The following is a 20,080-nucleotide window of genomic DNA, read 5'->3' as shown; positions in this document are numbered from 1 at the left end:
GGCCAGAACCATGCACAAACCCCGCAAGGAGATGATCGCCGAGACTCGTGCCAAGCTGGTGGCGGCTGCGCGCCACGCCTTTGGCACCGTCGGTTATGCCGAAGCCTCTATGGATGACTTCACCGCCTCGGCCGGGCTGACGCGCGGTGCGCTCTATCATCACTTCGGCGACAAGAAGGGGCTTCTTCAGGCGGTGATCGCAGAGATCGACGCCGAGATGTTTGCCCGGCTGAAAGTCGTTTCAGCCAAAGCGGACACGCTCTGGAGCGGCTTTGTCGATGAATGCACGGCCTATATCGAGATGGCGCTCGAGCGGGAGATTCAGCGCATCGTGTTGCGCGACGGGCCGGCGGTGCTTGGCGATCCTTCGCAATGGCCGAGCCAGAACGAATGCATCCGCTTGATGACGGAGAACCTTCAAAGGTTGAGCGACGAGGGCACCATCATCAGCGTCGATGCCGAAGCCGCGGCAAGGCTGGTCAGCGGCGCTTCGCTGCATGCGGCGCAGTGGATCGCAAATTCCGACGATCCCGAAGCCACGTCGAAAAAGGCGGTGAAGGCATTCAACGTCCTTCTCGAAGGGCTGCTCAAGCGAGCCGGCAATTTGCCGGGATAATCGGTGGTCGTCGGTCGGCTTGAGATTGACAATCGCCAGCCTGGGTTCATCCTCTGCCCCCATCTCTGAGCGGAGATTCGGGAGATGTGGGATTTCGAGATCGGCAGGTCGGTGTCCATCATGATGCGGACATGGCCCTTCATCGTCTTTCGCATGATCGTCTATTTCGGCATCACGCTGGCCTACATCGTGGCGACCGGCACCGGCGCCAGCGTTGGCTATGGCGTCGGCCATATCTCGACCGATCCTGACGGCCCAATGTCGTTTGCCCTATGGGGCGGCGTGGTCGGTATCGGGGTCGTTTCGATCGCCGTCTACTGGATCCGCGAATACATCCTCTACATCGTCAAGGCCGGCCACATCGCGGTGATGGTCCACCTGATCGACGGCCGCGACGTTCCCGGCGGCCAGAGCCAGATCGCCTATGCCAGGGATGTGGTGACCCAGCGTTTCGCCGAAGCCAACATCCTTTTCGTGCTCGACCAGCTGGTCAAGGGCGCTATCCGCGCCATTACCGGCCTGATCGGCGGCATTGCCGCCTTCTTGCCCATTCCCGGCTTGAGTGGCGTGGTCAGTTTCATCAACACCGTCATCCGCCTGTCGCTGACCTATGTCGACGAGATCATCCTCGGCTACAACATCCGCATCAATTCTGCCTCGCCCTTCGAGACGGCGCGGCAAGGCGTCGTGCTCTATGCGCAGAACGGCAAGACCATGGTCAAGAACGCCGTCTGGCTGGCGGTCATCATGTGGGGCGTGTCCCTGGTCATCTTCCTGCTGATGCTGGCACCAGCCGCCGCCATTCTCTACCTCATGCCGGGGCAGCTCGCAGGCTGGGCCTTCGTGCTCGCCATCGTCTTTGCCTGGGCCTTCAAGGCCGCCTTCATCGAACCCTTCGCCATCGCTTGCCTGATGCAGGTCTATTTCAAGACCATCCAGGGCCAGGTGCCAAATCCCGACTGGGACCGGCGGCTGGCCGAGGCTTCGTCGAAGTTCAGGGAGCTCAAGGAAAAGGCACTGGCCTCGTTCGGCGGCTCGCGCTGGACCCAGCCGACGCCCGGCACCTAAACTCTGTTGAACGTCGTCCTTTCCCAACGCGAAAACATGGTCAAAGCGGCCGGGCGCGCCTATATCGGGACATGGTCACAAGGCTCTACACCCACCCGATCTTCCTCGAACACCTGACGCCGCCCGGTCATCCAGAGCGGCCCGACCGCTTGCGCGCCATCGAGCGCGTGCTCGACGACGAGGCCTTTGCGGCACTCGATCGCGTCAAGGCGCCGGAAGGTGACGAGGCAACCATCCTCTATGCCCACCCGCAGGATTTCGTCGCCCGCGTTCGCGCCGCCATACCCGAGACCGGCATCGTCTCGATCGATGCCGACACCAGCGCCAGCCCGAAAAGCTGGCAGGCCGCGGTGACGGCGATCGGCGCCGCCAATGCTGCCGTCGACGATGTTTTTTCGGGCCGTGCCGACAACGTCTTTGTCGCCGCGCGGCCACCCGGCCATCACGCTGAAAAGACTACGGCCATGGGCTTTTGTCTCTTCAACACCGCGGCGATCGCCGCCCGTTACGCGCAAAACAAGCACGGCGTCGAGCGCGTCGCCGTCGTCGATTGGGACGTGCATCACGGCAACGGCACGCAGGACATTTTCTGGGACGATCCGTCGGTGCTCTATTGTTCGACGCACCAGATGCCGCTTTACCCCGGCACCGGCGCCAAGAGCGAGACCGGCGCCGGCAACATCGTCAACGCGCCGCTGGCGCCGGAGACCGGCTCGGAGCTGTTCCGCGATGCCTTCCTGTCCAGGGTTTTGCCGGCGCTCGACAATTTCGCGCCCGACCTGATCATAATTTCCGCCGGCTTCGACGCGCACCATCGCGACCCGCTGGCGCAGATCAACCTGACCGAGGACGATTTCGACTGGGCGACCGGCCAGTTGCTCGAGCGCGCCGCGCGCCACAGTGGCAACCGGCTCGTCAGCCTGCTCGAGGGCGGCTACGATCTGCAGGGACTGGCATTTTCGGTCGCCGCCCATGTCGGGCGACTGATGAAAGGATAGAGGATGGCTGGCGAAGTGAACGAAGACGTCAAGGCGATGAGCTTCGAGCAGGCACTCGACGCATTGGAAAAGATCGTCGATGATCTGGAACGCGGCGACGTGCCGCTTGACCAGTCGATCAAGATCTATGAGCGCGGCGAGGCGCTGAAGCTGCATTGCGACCGGCTGCTGAAGGCGGCCGAGGACAAGGTCGAGAAGATCAGGCTGTCACGCGACGGCAAGCCGGTCGGGACGGAGCCACTCGACGCGGAATAGGTTGCAAAACGGGGCGGGCAGAGAAAGCAGGTAAGGAGTTCAAGCATGTGCAGAAACATCAAGACCCTGTTCAATTTCGATCCGCCGGCAACCCATGACGAGATCCGCGACGCCGCGCTTCAGTTCGTGCGCAAATTGAGCGGAACGACGCGACCCTCGCAGCGCAATCAGGCGGCCTTCGACCGTGCCGTCGAGGCGATTGCCGCATCGGCGCACGAGCTGCTCCATTCCATGGAAACCCATCATCATCCGCGCAATCGCGAGGAGGTGGCGGCCAAGGCAAAGGCCAAATCCGCACTCCGCTTCGCCTGAGGACATCCGATGAGCTTCTTCCCCGGCAACGACCCGCAGCCTGGTGACGCCTTCGCCAGCGACCAGATCGAGCTGATGGTCATTCCGAACGCCAAGGATATTGGCGGTTTTCAGGTCCGGCGCGCGCTGCCGACTGCCAAACGCCGGCTGGTCGGGCCGTTCATCTTCTTCGACCGCATGGGGCCTGCCATTCTGCGCGCCGGCCAGGCGCTCGATGTGCGGCCGCATCCGCATATCGGCCTGTCCACCGTCACCTATCTGTTCGACGGCAAGATCAGGCATCGCGATTCGCTCGGTACCGAAATGGTCATCCAGCCCGGCGACGTGAATCTGATGACCGCCGGCCGCGGCATTGTCCATTCCGAGCGCACCCCGGAAGAATTGCGCGGCGCGCCGATGTCGGTCTCCGGCCTGCAGACCTGGCTGGCGCTGCCCGACGGCAAGGAGGAGGTCGACCCGGTCTTCGAGAACACCGCCGCCCTGCGCCTGCCCGAAATCGACGCCGAAGGCGTCAGTGGCCGCATTGTCATCGGTGCCTTTTCCGGGCTGCGGTCGCCCGTCGCCACCGCCTCGGACACGCTTTATGCCGACCTCAGGCTGGCGCCCGGCGCCAGCGTGAAAATCCCCGCCGATGCCGAGGAACGCGCCATCTATACGCTGGACGGCGTGGTTTCGATCTCAGGCGATCGCTTTCCGGCCGAGCGGCTATTGGTGTTCAAGCCGGGCGACGAGATCATCGTCTCGTCGGAAAGCGGTGCCCATTTCATGCTGTTCGGCGGCGCTTCGCTCGGCTCGCCGCGCTACATCTGGTGGAACTTCGTTTCGTCGTCGAAGGAACGTATCGAACAGGCCAAACAAGAATGGAAGACAGGCCGCTTCGATATCGTTCCTGGAGATGAGGAAGAGTTCATTCCGTTACCGGACAATTAACGTCAGAACCATCCGCGTCACTGACACGCATTTACATTCGCCGGTCGGAGGCATATTTCGCCCATGATCGACGCGCATGAACATCGTATCTGAGCAGGCCCCTTAACAAGTGAACGCAACGCTTAACACACCGCTTCTCGACAAGGTCCGCATTCCGGCCGACCTGCGCACGCTTGCCGAAAGCGAGCTCCCGCAGCTGGCTGCGGAGCTTCGTGCCGAGCTGATCGATGCGGTGTCCCACACCGGTGGACATCTCGGCGCCGGCCTTGGCGTGGTCGAACTGACGGTGGCGCTGCACTACGTCTTCAACACGCCGGACGACCGGCTGATCTGGGATGTCGGCCACCAGGCCTATCCGCACAAGATCCTGACCGGCCGCCGCGACCGCATCCGCACGCTGCGCCAGGAGGGTGGTCTGTCCGGCTTCACCCGGCGCGCCGAGAGCGAATACGATCCGTTTGGCGCCGCGCACTCCTCGACTTCGATTTCCGCCGGCCTCGGCATGGCGGCTGCGCGCGATCTCTCCGGCGGCCACAACAATGTCATTGCCGTCATCGGTGACGGCGCCATGTCGGCCGGCATGGCCTATGAGGCGATGAACAATGCCGGCGCGCTCGATGCGCGGCTGATCGTTATCCTCAACGACAACGACATGTCGATCGCCCCGCCGACCGGCGCCATGAGCGCCTATCTGGCGCGTCTGGCCTCCGGCAAGACTTATCTGGGCCTGCGCGATTTCGGCAAGAAGCTGACCTCCTATCTCGGCAAGCGTGCCGATCGCGCCATCACCCGGGCGGTCGAGCATGCCCGCGGCTACGTCACTGGCGGCACGCTGTTCGAGGAGCTTGGCTTCTATCACATCGGCCCGATCGACGGGCACAATCTCGAGCATCTGATCCCGGTGCTGAAGAACGTCCGCGACAATGGCGACGGCCCGGTGCTGATCCATGTCGTCACCCAGAAGGGCAAGGGCTACGGGCCGGCCGAGGCTGCCGCCGACAAATATCATGGCGTCAACAAGTTCGATGTCATCACCGGCGCGCAGGCCAAGGCGCCGGCCAACGCCCCGAGCTACACCAAGGTCTTTGCCGAAAGTCTGGTCCAGGAGGCCCGCGAGGACGATCGCATCGTCGCTGTCACCGCCGCCATGCCGAACGGCACCGGCCTCGACCTGTTCGGCGAAGCGTTCCCGACAAGGGTCTTCGACGTCGGCATCGCCGAGCAGCATGCGGTGACCTTTGCCGCCGGCCTCGCCACCGAAGGCTTCAAGCCTTTCGCCGCCATCTATTCGACCTTCCTGCAGCGCGCCTACGACCAGGTCGTCCACGATGTGGCGATCCAGAAATTGCCGGTGCGCTTTCCCATCGATCGCGCCGGTTTCGTCGGTGCCGATGGCGCCACCCATTGCGGCGCTTTCGACACCACCTTCCTGGCGACGCTGCCCGGCTTTGTCGTCATGGCGGCGGCCGACGAGGCCGAGCTTCGACACATGGTGCGCACGGCGGCAAGCTACGATGACGGCCCGATCGCCTTCCGCTATCCGCGCGGCAACGGCGTCGGTGTCGACATGCCGGAACGCGGCTCGGTGCTCGAAATCGGCAAGGGCCGCATCGTCAGGGAAGGCACCAAGGTTGCGCTGCTGTCCTTCGGCACGCGGCTGCAGGATTGCCTGGCTGCGGCCGAGGAGCTTGGCGCGGCCGGGCTTTCGACCACCGTTGCCGACGCCCGTTTCGCCAAGCCGCTCGACGAAGATCTGATCCGTCGGCTCGCCCGTTCGCACGAAGTGCTGGTGACGGTGGAAGAGGGCGCGGTCGGCGGCTTTGCCAGCCACGTGCTGCAGTTCCTCGCCCATGAAGGATTGCTGGAAAGCGGCCTGAAGGTACGCCCGCTGGTGTTGCCCGACGCGTTCACCGATCACGCCAAGCCCGAAAAAATGTATGCCGACGCCGGGCTGGACGCGGCCGGCATCGTGCGCACCGTCTTCGTCGCGCTTGGACATACGGCGCGCGCCCAGCGCGCCTGAATCAAAATCTCAAACCTCTGAATCAGTTTGTCGGCTATCGATCGTAACGCGCTGTTTACGTTGCCATTTGTTGTTTTGCTTACCGTGTCTCTTGGCCGTTTTTCAACGGCGCCCTGCTAGAACGTGCCCAAGGCAGGGAGTTAAGAACAATGAGAACGCTTCTGTGCGGCGTGGCCCTTGCGGCCGCTATCGCCGCGCCGGCCATGGCCGAAACGCGCTATGACCGCAATCTCGAAAAGGCGGTGATGGGCATCGTCGCCGGCAAGATCGGCGACATCCGCGGCGGCTTTTCCTACAAGCAAAGGCCACAATTCGTCGTCGTTCCGGACGCCGTATCGACGGCATCCGTTCCCGCGGAGCGCCCGCGCAAACAGGCTTCCGGCGACAGCAATGACGGTCTGGCGCCGGCCGTCGAACGGCAGGTTTCGCGCACGATTTTCTGACATCCGCGGATGGCCACTGCGGGTCGTTCAATGCCGATCGGCCGCAAGGTGCTTGCCATCATCGCCGGCTTTCGCCATGAAGGCCGATGAATTCCCCTCTGCCAGCCAGCACACGCCAGCGGCTCGACGAACTGCTCGTCGCACGCGGCCTGTTCGCCAGCCGCTCGCGCGCCCGTGATGCGGTCGAGCGCGGCACGGTGACGGTCGACGGCACCATCGCTCGCAAGCCCGGCCAGACCGTCTTGCCGCAATGCCTGATCGCCATCGACGACCCGGCGCAGGGCTATGTATCGCGCGCGGCACTGAAGCTGATCGCCGGGCTCGATCATTTCGGTCTCAATCCTGCCGGCAGCGAAGCGCTCGACATCGGCGCCTCGACCGGCGGCTTCACCCAGGTGCTGCTCGAACGCGGTGCGGCCCATGTCACCGCGATCGATGTCGGACATGGCCAGATGCATCCCGACATTTCCGGCGATCCGCGCGTAACAGCGATCGAAGGGCTGAATGCTCGCGAACTTTCCGTCGCGGATCTGGCCGGTCGCATTCCCGATTTCATCGTTTCCGATGTCAGCTTCATCTCACTGAAACTGGCGCTGCCGCCGGCGCTCGCTCTGGCCAGAAGTGGCGCGAAAGCCGTGTTCCTGGTCAAGCCGCAATTCGAGGCTGGCCGCGAGGCGATCGGCAAGGGTGGCCTGCTGAAAGACCCCTACGATGCCGCGCGCGTTGCCGGCCTGTTGCAGGAGTGGCTCGAAGGCGTCCCTGGCTGGCGCACGCTGGGGCTGCACCTGTCGCCGATCGAAGGCGGCGACGGCAATCGCGAGTTTCTGCTTGCCGGCATCAAGGACGCCAAGGGCAGCGATCCCAGGGGCAGCGATCCCAAGGGCAGCGATCCCAAGGGTGGCGCTCAATGAGCGCGCGCTTTACCATCGCAAGACTGGGCTCCCAAGGTGACGGCGTTGCCGAGGCCGAAACCGGCGAGGTGTTCATTCCGTTTGCGCTGCCCGGCGAAACCGTCACCGCGGCGCGCGAAAAGGACCGCGCCACGCTGATGGCGGTGCTGGAAACGTCGCCGCTGCGGATCGATCCCGCCTGCCGGCATTTCACCGAATGCGGCGGCTGCGCCCTCCAGCATCTGGAAGCCGAAGCCTATCACCAATGGAAGCGCGAAAAGGTCGTGCAGGCGCTGAAGAGCAAGGGCATTGCCACTGACATCGGTGCGCTGGTGCCGTGCGCGCCGCACACGCGCCGCCGCGTCGTCTTCACGGCCCGCCGCGGCGAGGCCGGCATGAAGCTGGGTTTCGTTCGCGCGCTGTCGTCGGAAATCATTCCCATCGAGGAATGTCCGATCTCATTGCCCGAGATCGTCGCCGCGCTCGATCGTCTGAGGGCACTCGCGGAACTCGTGTGCGCCACGACCAAATCGTTCCGCATGACGGTGACGGTGACCGGCTCCGGCCTCGACGTCGCTGTTCACGAGTCCGGCAAGCTCGGCGAGAACCAGCGCCGCGTCGCCTCCAACTTTGTCATTGCGCAAGGGCTGGCCAGGCTTTCGGTCGATGACGAGATCGTCGTCGAGCCGAAGAAGCCCGTGGTCATGTTTGGCGGTATCGCCGTCGCCGTGCCGCCAGGCGCCTTCCTGCAGGCGACGCAGGTCGCCGAGCAGGCGATGGCCGATATTGTTGGCGGACATCTGAAACGTGCCAAGAAGGTCGCTGATCTTTTTGCCGGCTGCGGTAGTTTTGCGCTGCGCCTGGCGGCGAAATCGGAAGTCCATGCGGTGGACGGCGATGCCGCAGCGCTTGCGGCGCTCGACCGGGGATTTCGTTTCGCCTCCGGCCTGAAGCGGGTGACCGCCGAACGCCGCGACCTGTTCCGCCGGCCGCTCACCTTCAAGGAGCTGAATGCCTTCGACGGTCTTGTCTTCGATCCGCCGCGCGCCGGCGCCGAGGACCAGTCGAAGCAGATCGCCCGTTCCGACGTGCCGCTGGTCGTCGCCGTCTCCTGCAATCCGGTGACGCTGGCGCGGGATCTGCGCATCCTCATCGACGGTGGCTATACGCTGAAGAGCGTCACCCCGATCGACCAGTTCCTGTGGTCGTCGCATGTCGAGGCGGTGGCGCTGCTGGAGAAGCCGAAACGACGGCGTTAGATCAGTAGCGAGTCTGGCAGGCACCCGAACACATCGTCTGGCCGCGTTGGGGGAAAGACCGGAGCAGGTTGTGTGACTTGATCATCGGTCGAACTGCTGTCCACGATTTTGTCTCCGACGGCCATCGCCTCAAACCCTGGTGCCGCCGACCGTCATCTGGTTCATCCTGAGATGCGGCTGGCCGACACCGACCGGCACGCCCTGGCCGGCCTTGCCGCACATGCCGATGCCATTGTCGAGCTTCATGTCGTTGCCGATCATCGACACGCGATGCATGGCGTCCGGCCCGTTGCCGATCAGCATGGCGCCCTTGATCGGCTGCGTCACCTTGCCGTTCTCGATCATGTAGGCCTCGGTGCAGCCGAACACGAATTTGCCCGAGGTGATGTCGACCTGGCCACCGCCGAAGGAAACGGCATAGATGCCGTTCTTGACCGAGGCGATGATCTCGTCCGGCTCCATGTCGCCCGAGGTCATGTAGGTGTTGGTCATGCGCGGCATCGGCTGGTGCGCGTAGCCTTCGCGCCTGCCATTGCCGGTCGCCTTCATGCCCATCAGCCGGGCGTTCTGGCGGTCCTGCATGTAGCCGACGAGCTTGCCGTCATCGATCAGCACATTGCGGGCCGAAGGCGTGCCTTCGTCGTCGACAGTCAGCGAGCCGCGGCGCTCGGGCATGGTGCCGTCGTCTACGACAGTGACGCCTTTGGCGGCGACCTGCTGGCCGAGCAGCCCGGCGAAGGCCGATGTCTTCTTGCGGTTGAAATCGCCTTCCAGCCCGTGGCCGACGGCCTCGTGCAGCATGACGCCCGGCCAGCCACTGGACAGCACGATGTCGAATGTGCCGGCGGGCGCCGGAATGGCTTCGAGATTGACCAGCGCTTGCCGCAGTGCCTCCTTGGCCGCGTGCTTCCAGCTGTCCTCGACCAGGAATTCACCAAAGGCCTTGCGTCCGCCCATGCCGTAGGAGCCGCTCTCCTGGCGGTCGCCATCGCCGACCACGACGGAGACGTTGATACGGACCAGCGGGCGAATGTCGCGCACCATCTGGCCGTCGGCGCGCACGATCTCGACATGCTGCCAGGACGCAGCGAGCGAGGCCGTCACCTGGCGCACGCGCGGGTCCTCGGCGCGCAACCAGGCATCGATTTCCTGCAGTAGCTTTGCCTTGACCTCGAAGGAAGGCGAGGGGATCGGGTTCTCGTCGCCGTAGAGATGGCGGTTGGTGCGCGCCGGCGCCGCGGCAAGCGTGCCGGAATAGCCGCCCTTGACCGTTGAAACGGCGTCCGCTGCACGCAGCAGCGAAGCTTCCGAGAGATCGCTGGAATGCGCATAGCCGCTGGCTTCGCCGGCGACAGCGCGCAGGCCAAAACCCTGGTCGGTGTTGAAATTGGCGGTCTTCAGCCGGCCATTGTCGAACATCAGCGCTTCGCTTTCGCTGTATTCGAGGAACAGCTCACCGTCGTCGGCGCCGTTGAGGGTCTCAGCGACGATCTGTTTGATGCGATCGTCGGAAATGTCGAATTGGCCGATCAGGCTGTTCATGGTGGGGTCCTTCAACAACGGTTTTACGGCATGTAGGCGCCAGGGCGCCGTTCGGCAATCTTCGCGGCCGAATACAGAAGCCCCTAAATCAGGCGGCGCGCCATCACGATTTCGTCGATCTCCCGGCCCTCGTGAAGAAAGCCGGCAGGGATGCGACCGATTTCATGAAAACCTTCGCGTTGATAAAATCGTATGGCGGCAGGATTTTCCGCGCTTACGGCGAGTTCCACCTGCCGGATATTCAATGCGCGGGCGTGTTCGAGCAAAAGATTGAGCATCGCGACGGCGCGTCCGTCGCCGCGCTCGGTGCCGCGCAAGTAAACCATGATGATGGTGGCGCGGTGCGCCATCTTGCTGGCCTGCTGCCGCATCAGGCCCATTATGCCCACAGGTTCATCGCCGCTAAAGCTGACGACAACGGGATTGTTCCTCAGGCGTTGTCGCCATTCCTCGTCCGGCAGACTTTCCCAATCCGCGAGGCTGCTGGCGAAGGCTTCGGGAACGGCGCGTAAGGCCTCCAGGCGAATTCGCTTGAAGATCTCGAAATCGTTGGGATCAAGCAGTTTCAGGGCCAAAACAGTCTCAGGGCCAAAACAGTCTCAGGGCAGGGCGGCAAAACCGTCGGCGAAACCCTTGAGGTCGACGGGAATGCCGATGCCTTCTTCCGGTGTCTGGAAGACGATGAAGGTTGCCGACGTGCCGGTCTTCAGCGTGTCGAGCAGCGGCTTTTCGAGAATGACCTCGGCATAGCAGCCATCCTGGAAGCAGCGCACGAAGTAGGCGCGACCGATGTCCTTGCCGTCGACATTGAGGCCAAGTCCGTTGGGCAAAAGCACGCCAAGCGGCGCCAGCACACGCAGGATCTCGGCCTTGTTGTCGGCGGTGCGCAGCACGACGACGGAAAGCCCCATCTCGGGACGGTCCTCGGCGACGACGTTCTGCATCATCACGCATTGTTCCGACGTGGCGCCGGCCGGTGTGTCGCAGATGATCGACCAAGCCCCATGCGTCGACCGCACCGTGCCGCTTGGCTGCGCGGCATTGGCCTGGCTGATGCCGGACAAGCCGACGCAAGAGAGGGCGGCGAGAACGATGACCTTCGCCCAGGTTCTCGAAAGCCGAGAGTTTCTCGAAAGCCCGAAGTTTGCCGAAAGCCAAGCGTTCATGACGGCTCCATTGCGAATCACGGCACTTTAAGCCGCGCCAAAGCCAAGTAAAGGATGAGACCGCCGCTGGTCTGCCCCGATAGCGGCCACGATTCGCTTTTCCCTAGCAAATTCGCCCGAATTGCGACCGTCCGGCGCATTCTGCCCGCATGCCTGCACCACCCGTCCGTCGCCGATCCGCGCAGGGCAAAAAAGCCGCTATCGCACTTGCGCGCAAAAATGCCGCACGGTTTCCTCCGCTCCTTTCTTGCGGAGGCAAATAGAGTATGGTTTGAACCAGCCTTGGGACTGCCGGGATTCCCATCCCGGCTTTGTTCGATATTCTTGCGCTCCGATCGCGAGGAACCGGGAGATGATGAGGGCGATGAGAAAATTCCTAGCTAGCGCCAATTTTCTAGCAAGCACGGGCGCCGCCACCGCCTTCGCCGGTGCGTCCGCCCATGCGGCCCAGCCCCAGCCGTGGGAGACCGGTTTTCAGCCTCCGGCGACCGACATGATGCGGCAGATTGAGTGGTTCGGGAACTACACGCTTTGGTTCATCGTCGTGATCACCGCCGTGGTGCTTTTCCTCCTTGCCTATTGCATCTGGAAGTTCCGTGCGAGCGTGAACCCCATCCCTTCCAAGACCAGCCACAACACGCTGATCGAAGTGATCTGGACCATCGGGCCTGTCATCGTCCTGCTTTTGATCGCCATACCGTCTTTCCAGCTGCTGACCGCGCAATACACGCCGCCGGAAGAAGCCAAGCTGACCATCAAGGCGACGGGAAACCAGTGGAACTGGGATTACGAATACCAGGTCGACAAGGCGCTTACCTTCAACTCGGCGATCCTCCAGGATGCTGACCGCGCCGCCGCCGGCAAGGACGATCGCAAGGTCTACCCGCGCCTGCTCGCCGTCGACAATGAGATGGTGGTGCCGGTCAACACCATGACCCGCGTGCTCGTCACCGCAACCGACGTCATCCACTCCTTTGCCATGCCTGCGTTTGGCATCAAGATGGACGCGGTTCCCGGACGCACCAACGAGACCTGGTTCAAGGCGGAAAAGGAAGGCCTCTATTACGGCCAGTGCTCGCAGCTCTGCGGCAAGGACCATGCCTTCATGCCGATCGCGATCCGCGTCGTCTCCGATGCGCAGTACACAACCTGGCTGGCAGCAGCCAAGACCGACCTGCCTGGCGCCAACAAGGCGCTGATGGCCGAGGTCGATGGCACAAACAAGGTAGCGGCCGCCGGCAACTGACGCCGCGACCATAAAGAGATCAGGGAACGGAGCGGAACATGGCAGACGCTGCAGCTCACGACGATCACGACCACAAGCCGTATCACGGCTGGGTCCGGTGGGTGTATTCGACCAACCACAAGGATATCGGTACGCTCTATCTGATCTTCGCGATCTTCGCGGGCATCGTCGGCGGCGCCCTTTCGGTCGTCATCCGCATGGAACTGCAGGAGCCGGGCATCCAGATATTCACCGGCCTGGCGCAGATGGTCTACGGCATGAACGGCGATGCGGCCATCGATGGCGGCAAGAGCATGTACAATGCCTTCGGCACCGCGCATGCCCTGATCATGATCTTCTTCATGGTCATGCCGGCGCTGATCGGCGGTTTTGCCAACTGGATGGTGCCGATCATGATCGGCGCGCCGGACATGGCGTTCCCGCGCATGAACAACATCTCGTTCTGGCTGCTGCCGCCGGCCTTCATCCTGCTGATCACTTCGGCCTTCATGCCGAGCGCGCCTGGCGCTTATGGCGTTGGTGGCGGCTGGACGCTTTATCCGCCGCTGTCGACCTCCGGCCAGCCCGGACCGGCGATGGATCTGGCGATCCTGTCGATCCACATTGCAGGCGCCTCGTCCATTCTCGGCGCGATCAACTTCATCACCACCATCTTCAACATGCGCGCGCCTGGCATGACCATGCACAAGATGCCGCTGTTTGCCTGGTCGGTGCTGATCACCGCCTTCCTGCTGCTTTTGTCGCTGCCGGTTCTGGCCGGTGGCATCACCATGCTGCTCACCGACCGCAACTTCGGCACCACCTTCTTTGCCCCCGATGGCGGCGGTGATCCGATCCTGTTCCAGCATCTGTTCTGGTTCTTCGGTCACCCGGAAGTCTACATCCTGATCCTGCCCGGCTTCGGCATCATCAGCCATATCGTTTCCACCTTCTCGAAGAAGCCGGTGTTCGGCTATCTCGGCATGGCCTATGCCATGGTGGCGATCGGCGCGGTCGGCTTCATCGTCTGGGCCCACCACATGTACACGACCGGCCTGTCGCTCGACACGCAGCGCTATTTCGTCTTCGCCACCATGGTCATCGCCGTGCCGACAGGCGTGAAGATCTTCTCGTGGATCGCGACGATGTGGGGCGGGTCGATCTCGCTGAAGCCGCCGATGCTGTGGGCGCTCGGCTTCATCTTCCTGTTCACGATTGGTGGCGTCACCGGCGTCCAGCTGGCCAATGCCGGCCTCGACCGGTCGCTGCACGACACCTATTTCGTCATCGCTCACTTCCACTACGTGCTGTCGCTCGGCGCGGTGTTCGCCATCTTCGCCGGCTGGTACTACTGGTTCCCGAAGATGACCGGCTACATGTATTCCTTTGCCATCGCCAACACCCACTTCTGGGTCACCTTCATCGGCGTCAACCTGATCTTCTTCCCGCAGCATTTCCTCGGCCTGGCCGGCATGCCGCGCCGCACCATCGACTATCCGGACGCATTTGCCGGCTGGAACATGGTGTCGTCCTACGGTTCGTATATTTCGGCCGTGGGTGTGGCGATCTTCCTCTACGGCGTGTTCGAGGCCTTCCAGAAGAAGCGGGTGGCCGGCGCCAATCCATGGGGCGAGGGTGCAACGACGCTTGAATGGCAGCTGCCTTCGCCGCCGCCTTTCCACCAGTGGGAACAGCTGCCGAAGATCAAGTAAGGCGGCTGCCCGCGAATACGAAACCGCCGGCGCGTCCGGCGGTTTTGGCCAACGGAATGATGGACTTAAGTACGCATGGCCCTGGTCGACGACCCAATGATTGACGAAGCGGGCTTTCGCATGTCGGAAGCCACGGCGGGCGATTTCTTCGCCCTGCTGAAGCCGCGCGTCATGTCGCTGGTGGTGTTCACCGCCTTTGTCGGCCTGGTCGCCGCGCCGGTGACCATCAATCCGTTGCTGGCGGTGATCTCCATCCTGGCCATTGCCATCGGCGCCGGCGCCTCGGGCGCGCTCAACATGTGGTACGACGCCGATATCGACGCGGTGATGACCAGAACCGCCGGTCGTCCGGTCCCCGCCGGCCGCATCCGGCCCGGCGAAGCCCTGAGTTTCGGCCTGGTGCTTTCGGTTCTGTCGGTGATGACGCTCGGTGTCCTGGTCAACTGGCTGTCGGCGACGCTGCTGGCCTTCACCATCTTCTTTTACGCCGTCGTCTACACGATGTGGCTGAAGCGCTCGACGCCGCAGAACATCGTCATCGGCGGCGCCGCAGGCGCTATTCCGCCGGTGATCGGCTGGGCCGCTGCGACCGGAGCGGTCAGCCTCGAAAGCCTCATCCTGTTCCTGATCATCTTCCTGTGGACGCCGCCGCATTTCTGGGCGCTCGCGCTGTTCAAGTCCGAGGACTATGCGAAAGCCGGCATCCCGATGATGCCGAACGTGGCCGGCCAGGCATCGACCCGGCGCCAGATCTTCGCCTACGCGCTGATCCTTGCACCGGTTGGCGTGCTGCCATGGATCCTCGGCTTCACCACATCGGCCTATGGCATCGCCGCACTGCTGCTTGGCGCCGGCTTCGTCTGGTATGCCTGGAAGGTGCTGCAGATGACCGACGACGACCGCGTCATGAAGCCGGCCAAGGCCTTGTTCGGCTACTCGCTGCTCTATCTGTTCGCCATCTTCGCCATCTACCTTGCCGACTGCGTCGTCGGTCGCGCGCTTGCCATCGGTGGAGCATGACCATGGTCGACAAGAAGCTTGACCTGGTCACGTTGACGGATCGCCAGCAGAAAGCCCGGCGCAACCGTTCGGCCGCCATCGGCCTGGCGCTGGCGGTGCTTGTCGTCATCTTCTACGTCGCGACCATCGTGAAGTTCGGTCATTCCGGGTCGATGTGAGGCTGACGATGAACCGCCAGACAGTCACCGATCCCAGGAAGAAGAACACCAACCGCATCGTCGCCGGCGTCTGCATCGCCTTTTTCGGCGGCATGATCGGCATGGCTTATGCCGCGGTGCCGCTCTATGCGATGTTCTGCAAGGCGACCGGCTATGGCGGCACCACACGGCGCGCCACGCAACAATATGCCGATCGTGTGCTCGACCGCGACGTCACCATTCGCTTCGACGCCAACACCGCCGGCGTTCCGTGGCAGTTCGAGCCCGTGGCCCGCTCCATCGTCATCAAGATCGGCGAGACGGTCCAGGCGCACTATAGCGCGACCAACAAGTTCGACCGCGCCGTCACCGGCCGCGCCACCTTCAACGTGCAGCCGGAACTGGCCGGCCCGTACTTCAACAAGGTCGAGTGTTTCTGCTTCACCGACACGACGCTGAAGCCCGGCGAGACGCTGGACATGCCGGTCATGTTCTATGTCGATCCCGACATCGTCAACGTGCCGGAACTGAAGGACTTGAAGACGATCACTCTATCCTACACGATGTTCCCGGTCGAAAAGAGCAAGCCGGTTGCGTCGTCGGCGCCGATCGAAGGCAGCAGCAACAAAGTTTCAGATACCGAAGCAAATCTCGGGGGTTGATATGGCAGACGCGCACGCAAAACCACAACATGACTACCATCTCGTCGACCCAAGCCCGTGGCCTTTCCTGGGTTCCATCGGCGCGCTGGTGACCGCGGTCGGCGGCGTCGCCTGGATGCAGTATCTCAAGGGCGGCGATTTTCCGCTTTTCGGCCACAACATTGCCAATCCGTGGCTGTTCTTCATCGGCCTGACGATCGTCCTCTACACCATGTTCGCCTGGTGGTCAGACACCATCAAGGAAGCGCATGAGGGGCACCACACCCGCGTCGTGTCGCTGCATCTGCGCTACGGCATGATCATGTTCATCGCCTCGGAAGTGATGTTCTTCGTCGCCTGGTTCTGGGCCTATTTCGACGCCAGTCTGTTTCCGGGCGAGGTCCAGAATTATGCGCGCACGGCGTTTACCGGTGGCGTCTGGCCGCCGAAGGGCCTCGAAGTCCTCGATCCCTTCCATCTGCCGCTCTACAATACCATCATCCTGCTTCTGTCGGGCACCACGGTCACCTGGGCGCACCATTCGCTGATCCATGGCGACCGCAAGGGGCTGATAAACGGCTTGGTGCTGACCGTCGGCCTCGGCATGCTGTTCACCATGGTGCAGGCCTATGAGTACATCCACGCGCCGTTCGGCTTCAAGGATTCCATCTACGGTGCCACCTTCTTCATGGCGACCGGCTTCCACGGTTTCCACGTCATCATCGGCACCATTTTCCTGCTGGTCTGCCTGATCCGCGCCATGAAGGGCGATTTCACCCCCAAGCAGCATTTCGGCTTCGAGGCCGCCGCCTGGTACTGGCACTTCGTCGACGTGGTCTGGTTGTTCCTGTTCAGCGCGATCTATGTCTGGGGATCGTCCGGCGCGATGATCGAAGGCCACTGACCGACTTCGTCGGGGAAAACCCGAGAAATCAGAAAGGCGGTTGCGACAACGCAGCCGCCTTTCTTCTTTTCGGCGCCATCTTCTTTCCGGCGCAATGATCGCCGATCGGTAGCCAATGCGGCTGACGATTTTCTGGACGATCTGCACATTTCTGTTTGCCGTCTTGCCGGCCTTTGCCATCGAACGCATCGACCTCGTGCGCGTCGACAAGTCGGAACGGCGGCTCCATCTGATCGGAGGAGGCAAGGTTCTCCACAGCTACGGCATTGCACTGGGTGGCGATCCCGTCGGGCAAAAACACCGGGAAGGCGACGAGCGCACGCCCGAGGGGCGCTACATCCTCGACTGGCGCAACCCTGACAGCGTCGCCTACAAGTCGATCCACATCTCCTATCCCAACGCAGCGCAAATGGAGGCCGCGAAGGGCGCCGGCGTCGATCCCGGCGGCATGATCATGATCCACGGCCAGCCCAACGGCTATGGCTGGTGGGGCTGGCTGCTTCAATTGGTCGACTGGACCGACGGCTGCATTGGGGTTACCGACTCGGACATGGATGAAATCTGGACCAGGGTGCCGGATGGAACGCCGATCGAAATCGAGCCGTAAAGCATGAGCGAAGACACTATCCATGAGTGAAGACAGGGCCATCTGGCCACCGATCGATCCGATTTCGGCCGGCCTGCACGGCCGCTGTCCGCGCTGCGGCGAGGGAAAGCTGTTTTCCGGATTCCTGACCGTCGGCAAGCGCTGCAGCAATTGCGGCCTCGACTATTCCTATGCCGATGCCGGCGATGGGCCGGCGGTGTTCGTCATCCTGATCATTGGCTTCATCGTCGTCGGGCTGGCGCTGTGGATGGAAGTGACGCTGAACCCGCCGCTCTGGCTGCATTTCCTGTTGTGGATACCGCTGGCGCTGGTTCTGTGCCTGACGGCGCTGAGGCTGATCAAGGGCGTGCTGTTGACGCTGCAATACGCCAACAAGGCGGCCGAGGGCCGGCTGGACCGCGGGCAATGAGCGAAGCTTCCGGTTTGGTCGCCGGCCGTTCGCGGCCAAAGACGGCATTGCTGCTCGGCCTTGGCCTGGTGCTGTTCGTCATCCTGCTGGGGCTCGGCACCTGGCAGATGCAGCGCCTGCACTGGAAGGAAGGCCTGCTGCAGACCATCGACCAGCGCACCCATTCAGCGCCGCGGCAGCTGGCCGATGTCGAGAAGGAATTCGACGCAAGCGGCGATGTCGACTACACGCCGGTCACGGTCAGCGGGACGTTCCTGCATTCCGGCGAGCGCCATTTCTACGCCACGTGGGACGGTGACGCCGGCTTCAATGTCTACACGCCGCTGGCCCTCGACGATGGCCGCTTCGTCCTGATCAATCGCGGCTTCGTGCCTTATGATCTCAAGGACGTCGCCAAGCGCCTGCGAGGCCAGGTTGCGGGGAGAGTGACGGTCACCGGGCTGGCCCGCAATCCGCTGCCGGCCAAGCCGTCGATCATGCTGCCCGACAATGATGTGGCCAAGAACATCTTCTACTGGAAAGACCGCGATGCCATGGCGGCAAGCGCCGGCCTGCCGGCCGGTGCCGTGCTGGTGCCGATCTTCATCGACGCCGACAAGACGCCGAACCCCGGCGGGCTGCCGGTCGGCGGCGTTACCATCATCGATCTGCCGAACTCTCATCTGCAATATGCCTTCACCTGGTATGGCCTGGCCGCCGCCCTTGCCGCGGTTCTGGTCATCCGGCTGCGCCGCCCGGCAAAAGCCGAATGATCCAGAGCATGATCCCGAAAAGTGGGAACCGGTTTTCGGACAAGATCATGCTCCAACAGAGAGTTAGATCAGGTTGACCGTTCAACCTGATCTACCTGCCCTTGACAGGGCAGGGGTGCACACCTCATTTCGGCTCTGAACAACGGCCCCGGATTCATGCTTCACACCAAGACCAAACCTCCTCTGACGATCCGGCTCTGCCAGCCGCGCGGCTTTTGTGCCGGCGTCGATCGCGCCATCCAGATCGTCGTGCTGGCGCTGAAGAAATACGGCGCGCCGGTCTATGTCCGCCATGAGATTGTGCACAACCGCTATGTCGTCGAGGGACTGCAAAGCCTCGGCGCGGTGTTCATCGAAGAACTGTCGGAGATCCCGCCCGAGCATCGCAAGTCGCCGGTGGTCTTCTCCGCCCACGGCGTGCCGAAATCGGTGCCGGCTGACGCTCAGGCGCGCGAACTGTTTTATCTCGACGCCACCTGCCCGCTGGTGTCGAAGGTCCACAAGCAGGCGATGCGCCATCAGCGCCTTGGCCGCCATGTGCTGCTCATCGGTCATGCCGGGCACCCCGAGGTGATCGGCACTATGGGCCAGTTGCCGGAGGGCGCCGTCACCCTGATCGAGACCGTGGCCGACGCCGCAACCTTTGTGCCGGCCGACCCGCAGGCCCTGGGCTTCGTCACCCAGACGACGCTGTCGGTCGAGGACACTGCCGGCATCATCCGCGCCTTGCAGGACCGGTTTCCCGGGTTGCATGCGGCTGCCGCGGAATCGATCTGCTATGCCACCACCAACCGCCAGGAGGCGGTCAAGGAAACCGCCGCCGGTGCCGATCTCTTCCTGATCGTCGGCGCGCCCAACTCCTCCAATTCGCGCCGTCTTGTCGAAGTGGCGGAGCGTGCCGGCGCGACCATGTCGCTTCTCGTACAGCGCGCCTCCGAGATTCCATGGAATGACATTGCCGGCATCTCGACGCTCGGCCTGTCCGCCGGCGCGTCGGCGCCGGAAATCATCGTCGATGAGATCATCGATGCGTTCCGGCAGCGCTTCGAGGTGACGATCGATCTGGCGATCACAGCGACCGAAACGGAAGATTTTCCAGTCATGCGGGTTCTGCGCGACGTCGAACTGACGGCAGCCGACATGGCCTTCGTCAACGGAGCCGCGTGAACAG

The 20,080-nt window shown here is 63.0% G+C and carries 23 protein-coding genes; 20 read left to right on the top strand and 3 right to left on the bottom strand.

Going from position 1 to position 20,080, the window contains the following annotated elements:
* Positions 1-10: 10 nt before the first annotated feature.
* From AC1DXU_RS11280 to AC1DXU_RS11235, 10 genes are all read left to right on the top strand, one after another.
* Complete coding sequence (locus AC1DXU_RS11280) at positions 11-616, top strand: TetR/AcrR family transcriptional regulator (RefSeq protein ID WP_477368152.1); 606 nt, start codon at positions 11-13, stop codon at positions 614-616.
* A gap of 84 nt (positions 617-700) precedes the next feature.
* Positions 701-1,684: a hypothetical protein gene (locus tag AC1DXU_RS11275; RefSeq protein WP_477368149.1), complete on the top strand. Its 984-nt coding sequence runs from the start codon at positions 701-703 to the stop codon at positions 1,682-1,684.
* A 71-nt stretch (positions 1,685-1,755) separates the two neighbouring features.
* Positions 1,756-2,682, top strand: a complete 927-nt coding sequence (locus tag AC1DXU_RS11270) for a histone deacetylase family protein (RefSeq protein ID WP_477368146.1) — start codon at positions 1,756-1,758, stop codon at positions 2,680-2,682.
* Between the two features lie 3 nt (positions 2,683-2,685).
* A complete protein-coding gene (locus AC1DXU_RS11265; protein WP_477243532.1) occupies positions 2,686-2,937 on the top strand; it encodes an exodeoxyribonuclease VII small subunit in 252 nt (83 codons plus the stop codon).
* Between the two features lie 45 nt (positions 2,938-2,982).
* Positions 2,983-3,249 carry a DUF2277 domain-containing protein gene (locus tag AC1DXU_RS11260; RefSeq protein WP_477368144.1) on the top strand — a complete coding sequence of 89 codons (267 nt, stop codon included), beginning with the start codon at positions 2,983-2,985 and terminating at the stop codon, positions 3,247-3,249.
* 9 nt (positions 3,250-3,258) lie between these two features.
* Positions 3,259-4,179 (top strand): pirin family protein, encoded by a 921-nt coding sequence (locus tag AC1DXU_RS11255; protein WP_477368141.1) that lies wholly within the window; start codon positions 3,259-3,261, stop codon positions 4,177-4,179.
* 109 nt (positions 4,180-4,288) lie between these two features.
* Complete coding sequence (dxs, locus tag AC1DXU_RS11250; RefSeq protein WP_477368138.1) at positions 4,289-6,202, top strand: 1-deoxy-D-xylulose-5-phosphate synthase; 1,914 nt, start codon at positions 4,289-4,291, stop codon at positions 6,200-6,202.
* Between the two features lie 149 nt (positions 6,203-6,351).
* On the top strand, positions 6,352-6,645 hold the full coding sequence (locus tag AC1DXU_RS11245; RefSeq protein WP_477368135.1) for a hypothetical protein: 294 nt from the start codon (positions 6,352-6,354) through the stop codon (positions 6,643-6,645).
* A gap of 86 nt (positions 6,646-6,731) precedes the next feature.
* Positions 6,732-7,556: a TlyA family RNA methyltransferase gene (locus AC1DXU_RS11240; protein ID WP_477368132.1), complete on the top strand. Its 825-nt coding sequence runs from the start codon at positions 6,732-6,734 to the stop codon at positions 7,554-7,556.
* Positions 7,553-8,794 carry a class I SAM-dependent RNA methyltransferase gene (locus tag AC1DXU_RS11235; RefSeq protein ID WP_477368129.1) on the top strand — a complete coding sequence of 414 codons (1,242 nt, stop codon included), beginning with the start codon at positions 7,553-7,555 and terminating at the stop codon, positions 8,792-8,794. The genes AC1DXU_RS11240 and AC1DXU_RS11235 overlap by 4 nt, the downstream gene beginning before the upstream one ends.
* A 129-nt stretch (positions 8,795-8,923) precedes the next feature.
* On the opposite strand, the gene tldD is transcribed toward AC1DXU_RS11235, so the two are convergent.
* The 3 genes from tldD to AC1DXU_RS11220 form a co-directional block, all read right to left on the bottom strand.
* Positions 8,924-10,336 (bottom strand): metalloprotease TldD, encoded by a 1,413-nt coding sequence (gene tldD, locus AC1DXU_RS11230; protein ID WP_477368127.1) that lies wholly within the window; start codon positions 10,334-10,336, stop codon positions 8,924-8,926.
* 83 nt (positions 10,337-10,419) lie between these two features.
* Entirely contained in the window at positions 10,420-10,911 is a 492-nt protein-coding gene (locus tag AC1DXU_RS11225) for an N-acetyltransferase family protein (protein ID WP_477368124.1), read from the bottom strand.
* 24 nt (positions 10,912-10,935) lie between these two features.
* Positions 10,936-11,502, bottom strand: coding sequence for an invasion associated locus B family protein (locus AC1DXU_RS11220; RefSeq protein WP_477368121.1), 567 nt, complete (start codon positions 11,500-11,502; stop codon positions 10,936-10,938).
* Positions 11,503-11,866: 364 nt separating this feature from the next.
* Between AC1DXU_RS11220 and coxB the strand changes: the two genes are divergently transcribed.
* From coxB to ispH, 10 genes are all read left to right on the top strand, one after another.
* Entirely contained in the window at positions 11,867-12,748 is an 882-nt protein-coding gene (gene coxB / locus AC1DXU_RS11215; protein ID WP_477315988.1) for a cytochrome c oxidase subunit II, read from the top strand.
* 38 nt (positions 12,749-12,786) lie between these two features.
* The gene (gene ctaD / locus AC1DXU_RS11210) at positions 12,787-14,439 is read left to right on the top strand and encodes a cytochrome c oxidase subunit I (protein ID WP_477243549.1); all 1,653 of its coding nucleotides are present in this window, start codon (positions 12,787-12,789) and stop codon (positions 14,437-14,439) included.
* 75 nt (positions 14,440-14,514) lie between these two features.
* The gene (locus tag AC1DXU_RS11205) at positions 14,515-15,459 is read left to right on the top strand and encodes a heme o synthase (protein WP_477368119.1); all 945 of its coding nucleotides are present in this window, start codon (positions 14,515-14,517) and stop codon (positions 15,457-15,459) included.
* Between the two features lie 2 nt (positions 15,460-15,461).
* Positions 15,462-15,617 (top strand): hypothetical protein, encoded by a 156-nt coding sequence (locus tag AC1DXU_RS11200; protein ID WP_477244042.1) that lies wholly within the window; start codon positions 15,462-15,464, stop codon positions 15,615-15,617.
* An 8-nt stretch (positions 15,618-15,625) separates the two neighbouring features.
* The gene (locus AC1DXU_RS11195) at positions 15,626-16,258 is read left to right on the top strand and encodes a cytochrome c oxidase assembly protein (protein ID WP_477315994.1); all 633 of its coding nucleotides are present in this window, start codon (positions 15,626-15,628) and stop codon (positions 16,256-16,258) included.
* A gap of 1 nt (position 16,259) precedes the next feature.
* The gene (locus AC1DXU_RS11190) at positions 16,260-17,141 is read left to right on the top strand and encodes a cytochrome c oxidase subunit 3 (protein ID WP_477315996.1); all 882 of its coding nucleotides are present in this window, start codon (positions 16,260-16,262) and stop codon (positions 17,139-17,141) included.
* 115 nt (positions 17,142-17,256) lie between these two features.
* Positions 17,257-17,748: a L,D-transpeptidase family protein gene (locus AC1DXU_RS11185; RefSeq protein WP_477368116.1), complete on the top strand. Its 492-nt coding sequence runs from the start codon at positions 17,257-17,259 to the stop codon at positions 17,746-17,748.
* A gap of 22 nt (positions 17,749-17,770) precedes the next feature.
* Positions 17,771-18,157, top strand: a complete 387-nt coding sequence (locus AC1DXU_RS11180; protein WP_477316000.1) for a DUF983 domain-containing protein — start codon at positions 17,771-17,773, stop codon at positions 18,155-18,157.
* Positions 18,154-18,909 (top strand): SURF1 family protein, encoded by a 756-nt coding sequence (locus AC1DXU_RS11175; protein WP_477368113.1) that lies wholly within the window; start codon positions 18,154-18,156, stop codon positions 18,907-18,909. The genes AC1DXU_RS11180 and AC1DXU_RS11175 overlap by 4 nt, the downstream gene beginning before the upstream one ends.
* Before the next feature lie 156 nt (positions 18,910-19,065).
* Positions 19,066-20,076, top strand: coding sequence for a 4-hydroxy-3-methylbut-2-enyl diphosphate reductase (ispH, locus tag AC1DXU_RS11170; protein WP_477368110.1), 1,011 nt, complete (start codon positions 19,066-19,068; stop codon positions 20,074-20,076).
* Positions 20,077-20,080: the final 4 nt, after the last annotated feature.

It is taken from the genome of Mesorhizobium sp. P3_A10 (assembly GCF_056403175.1).
Note: the sequence above shows the minus strand (reverse complement) of the source record. Positions and strands in the feature narration are given on the sequence as shown.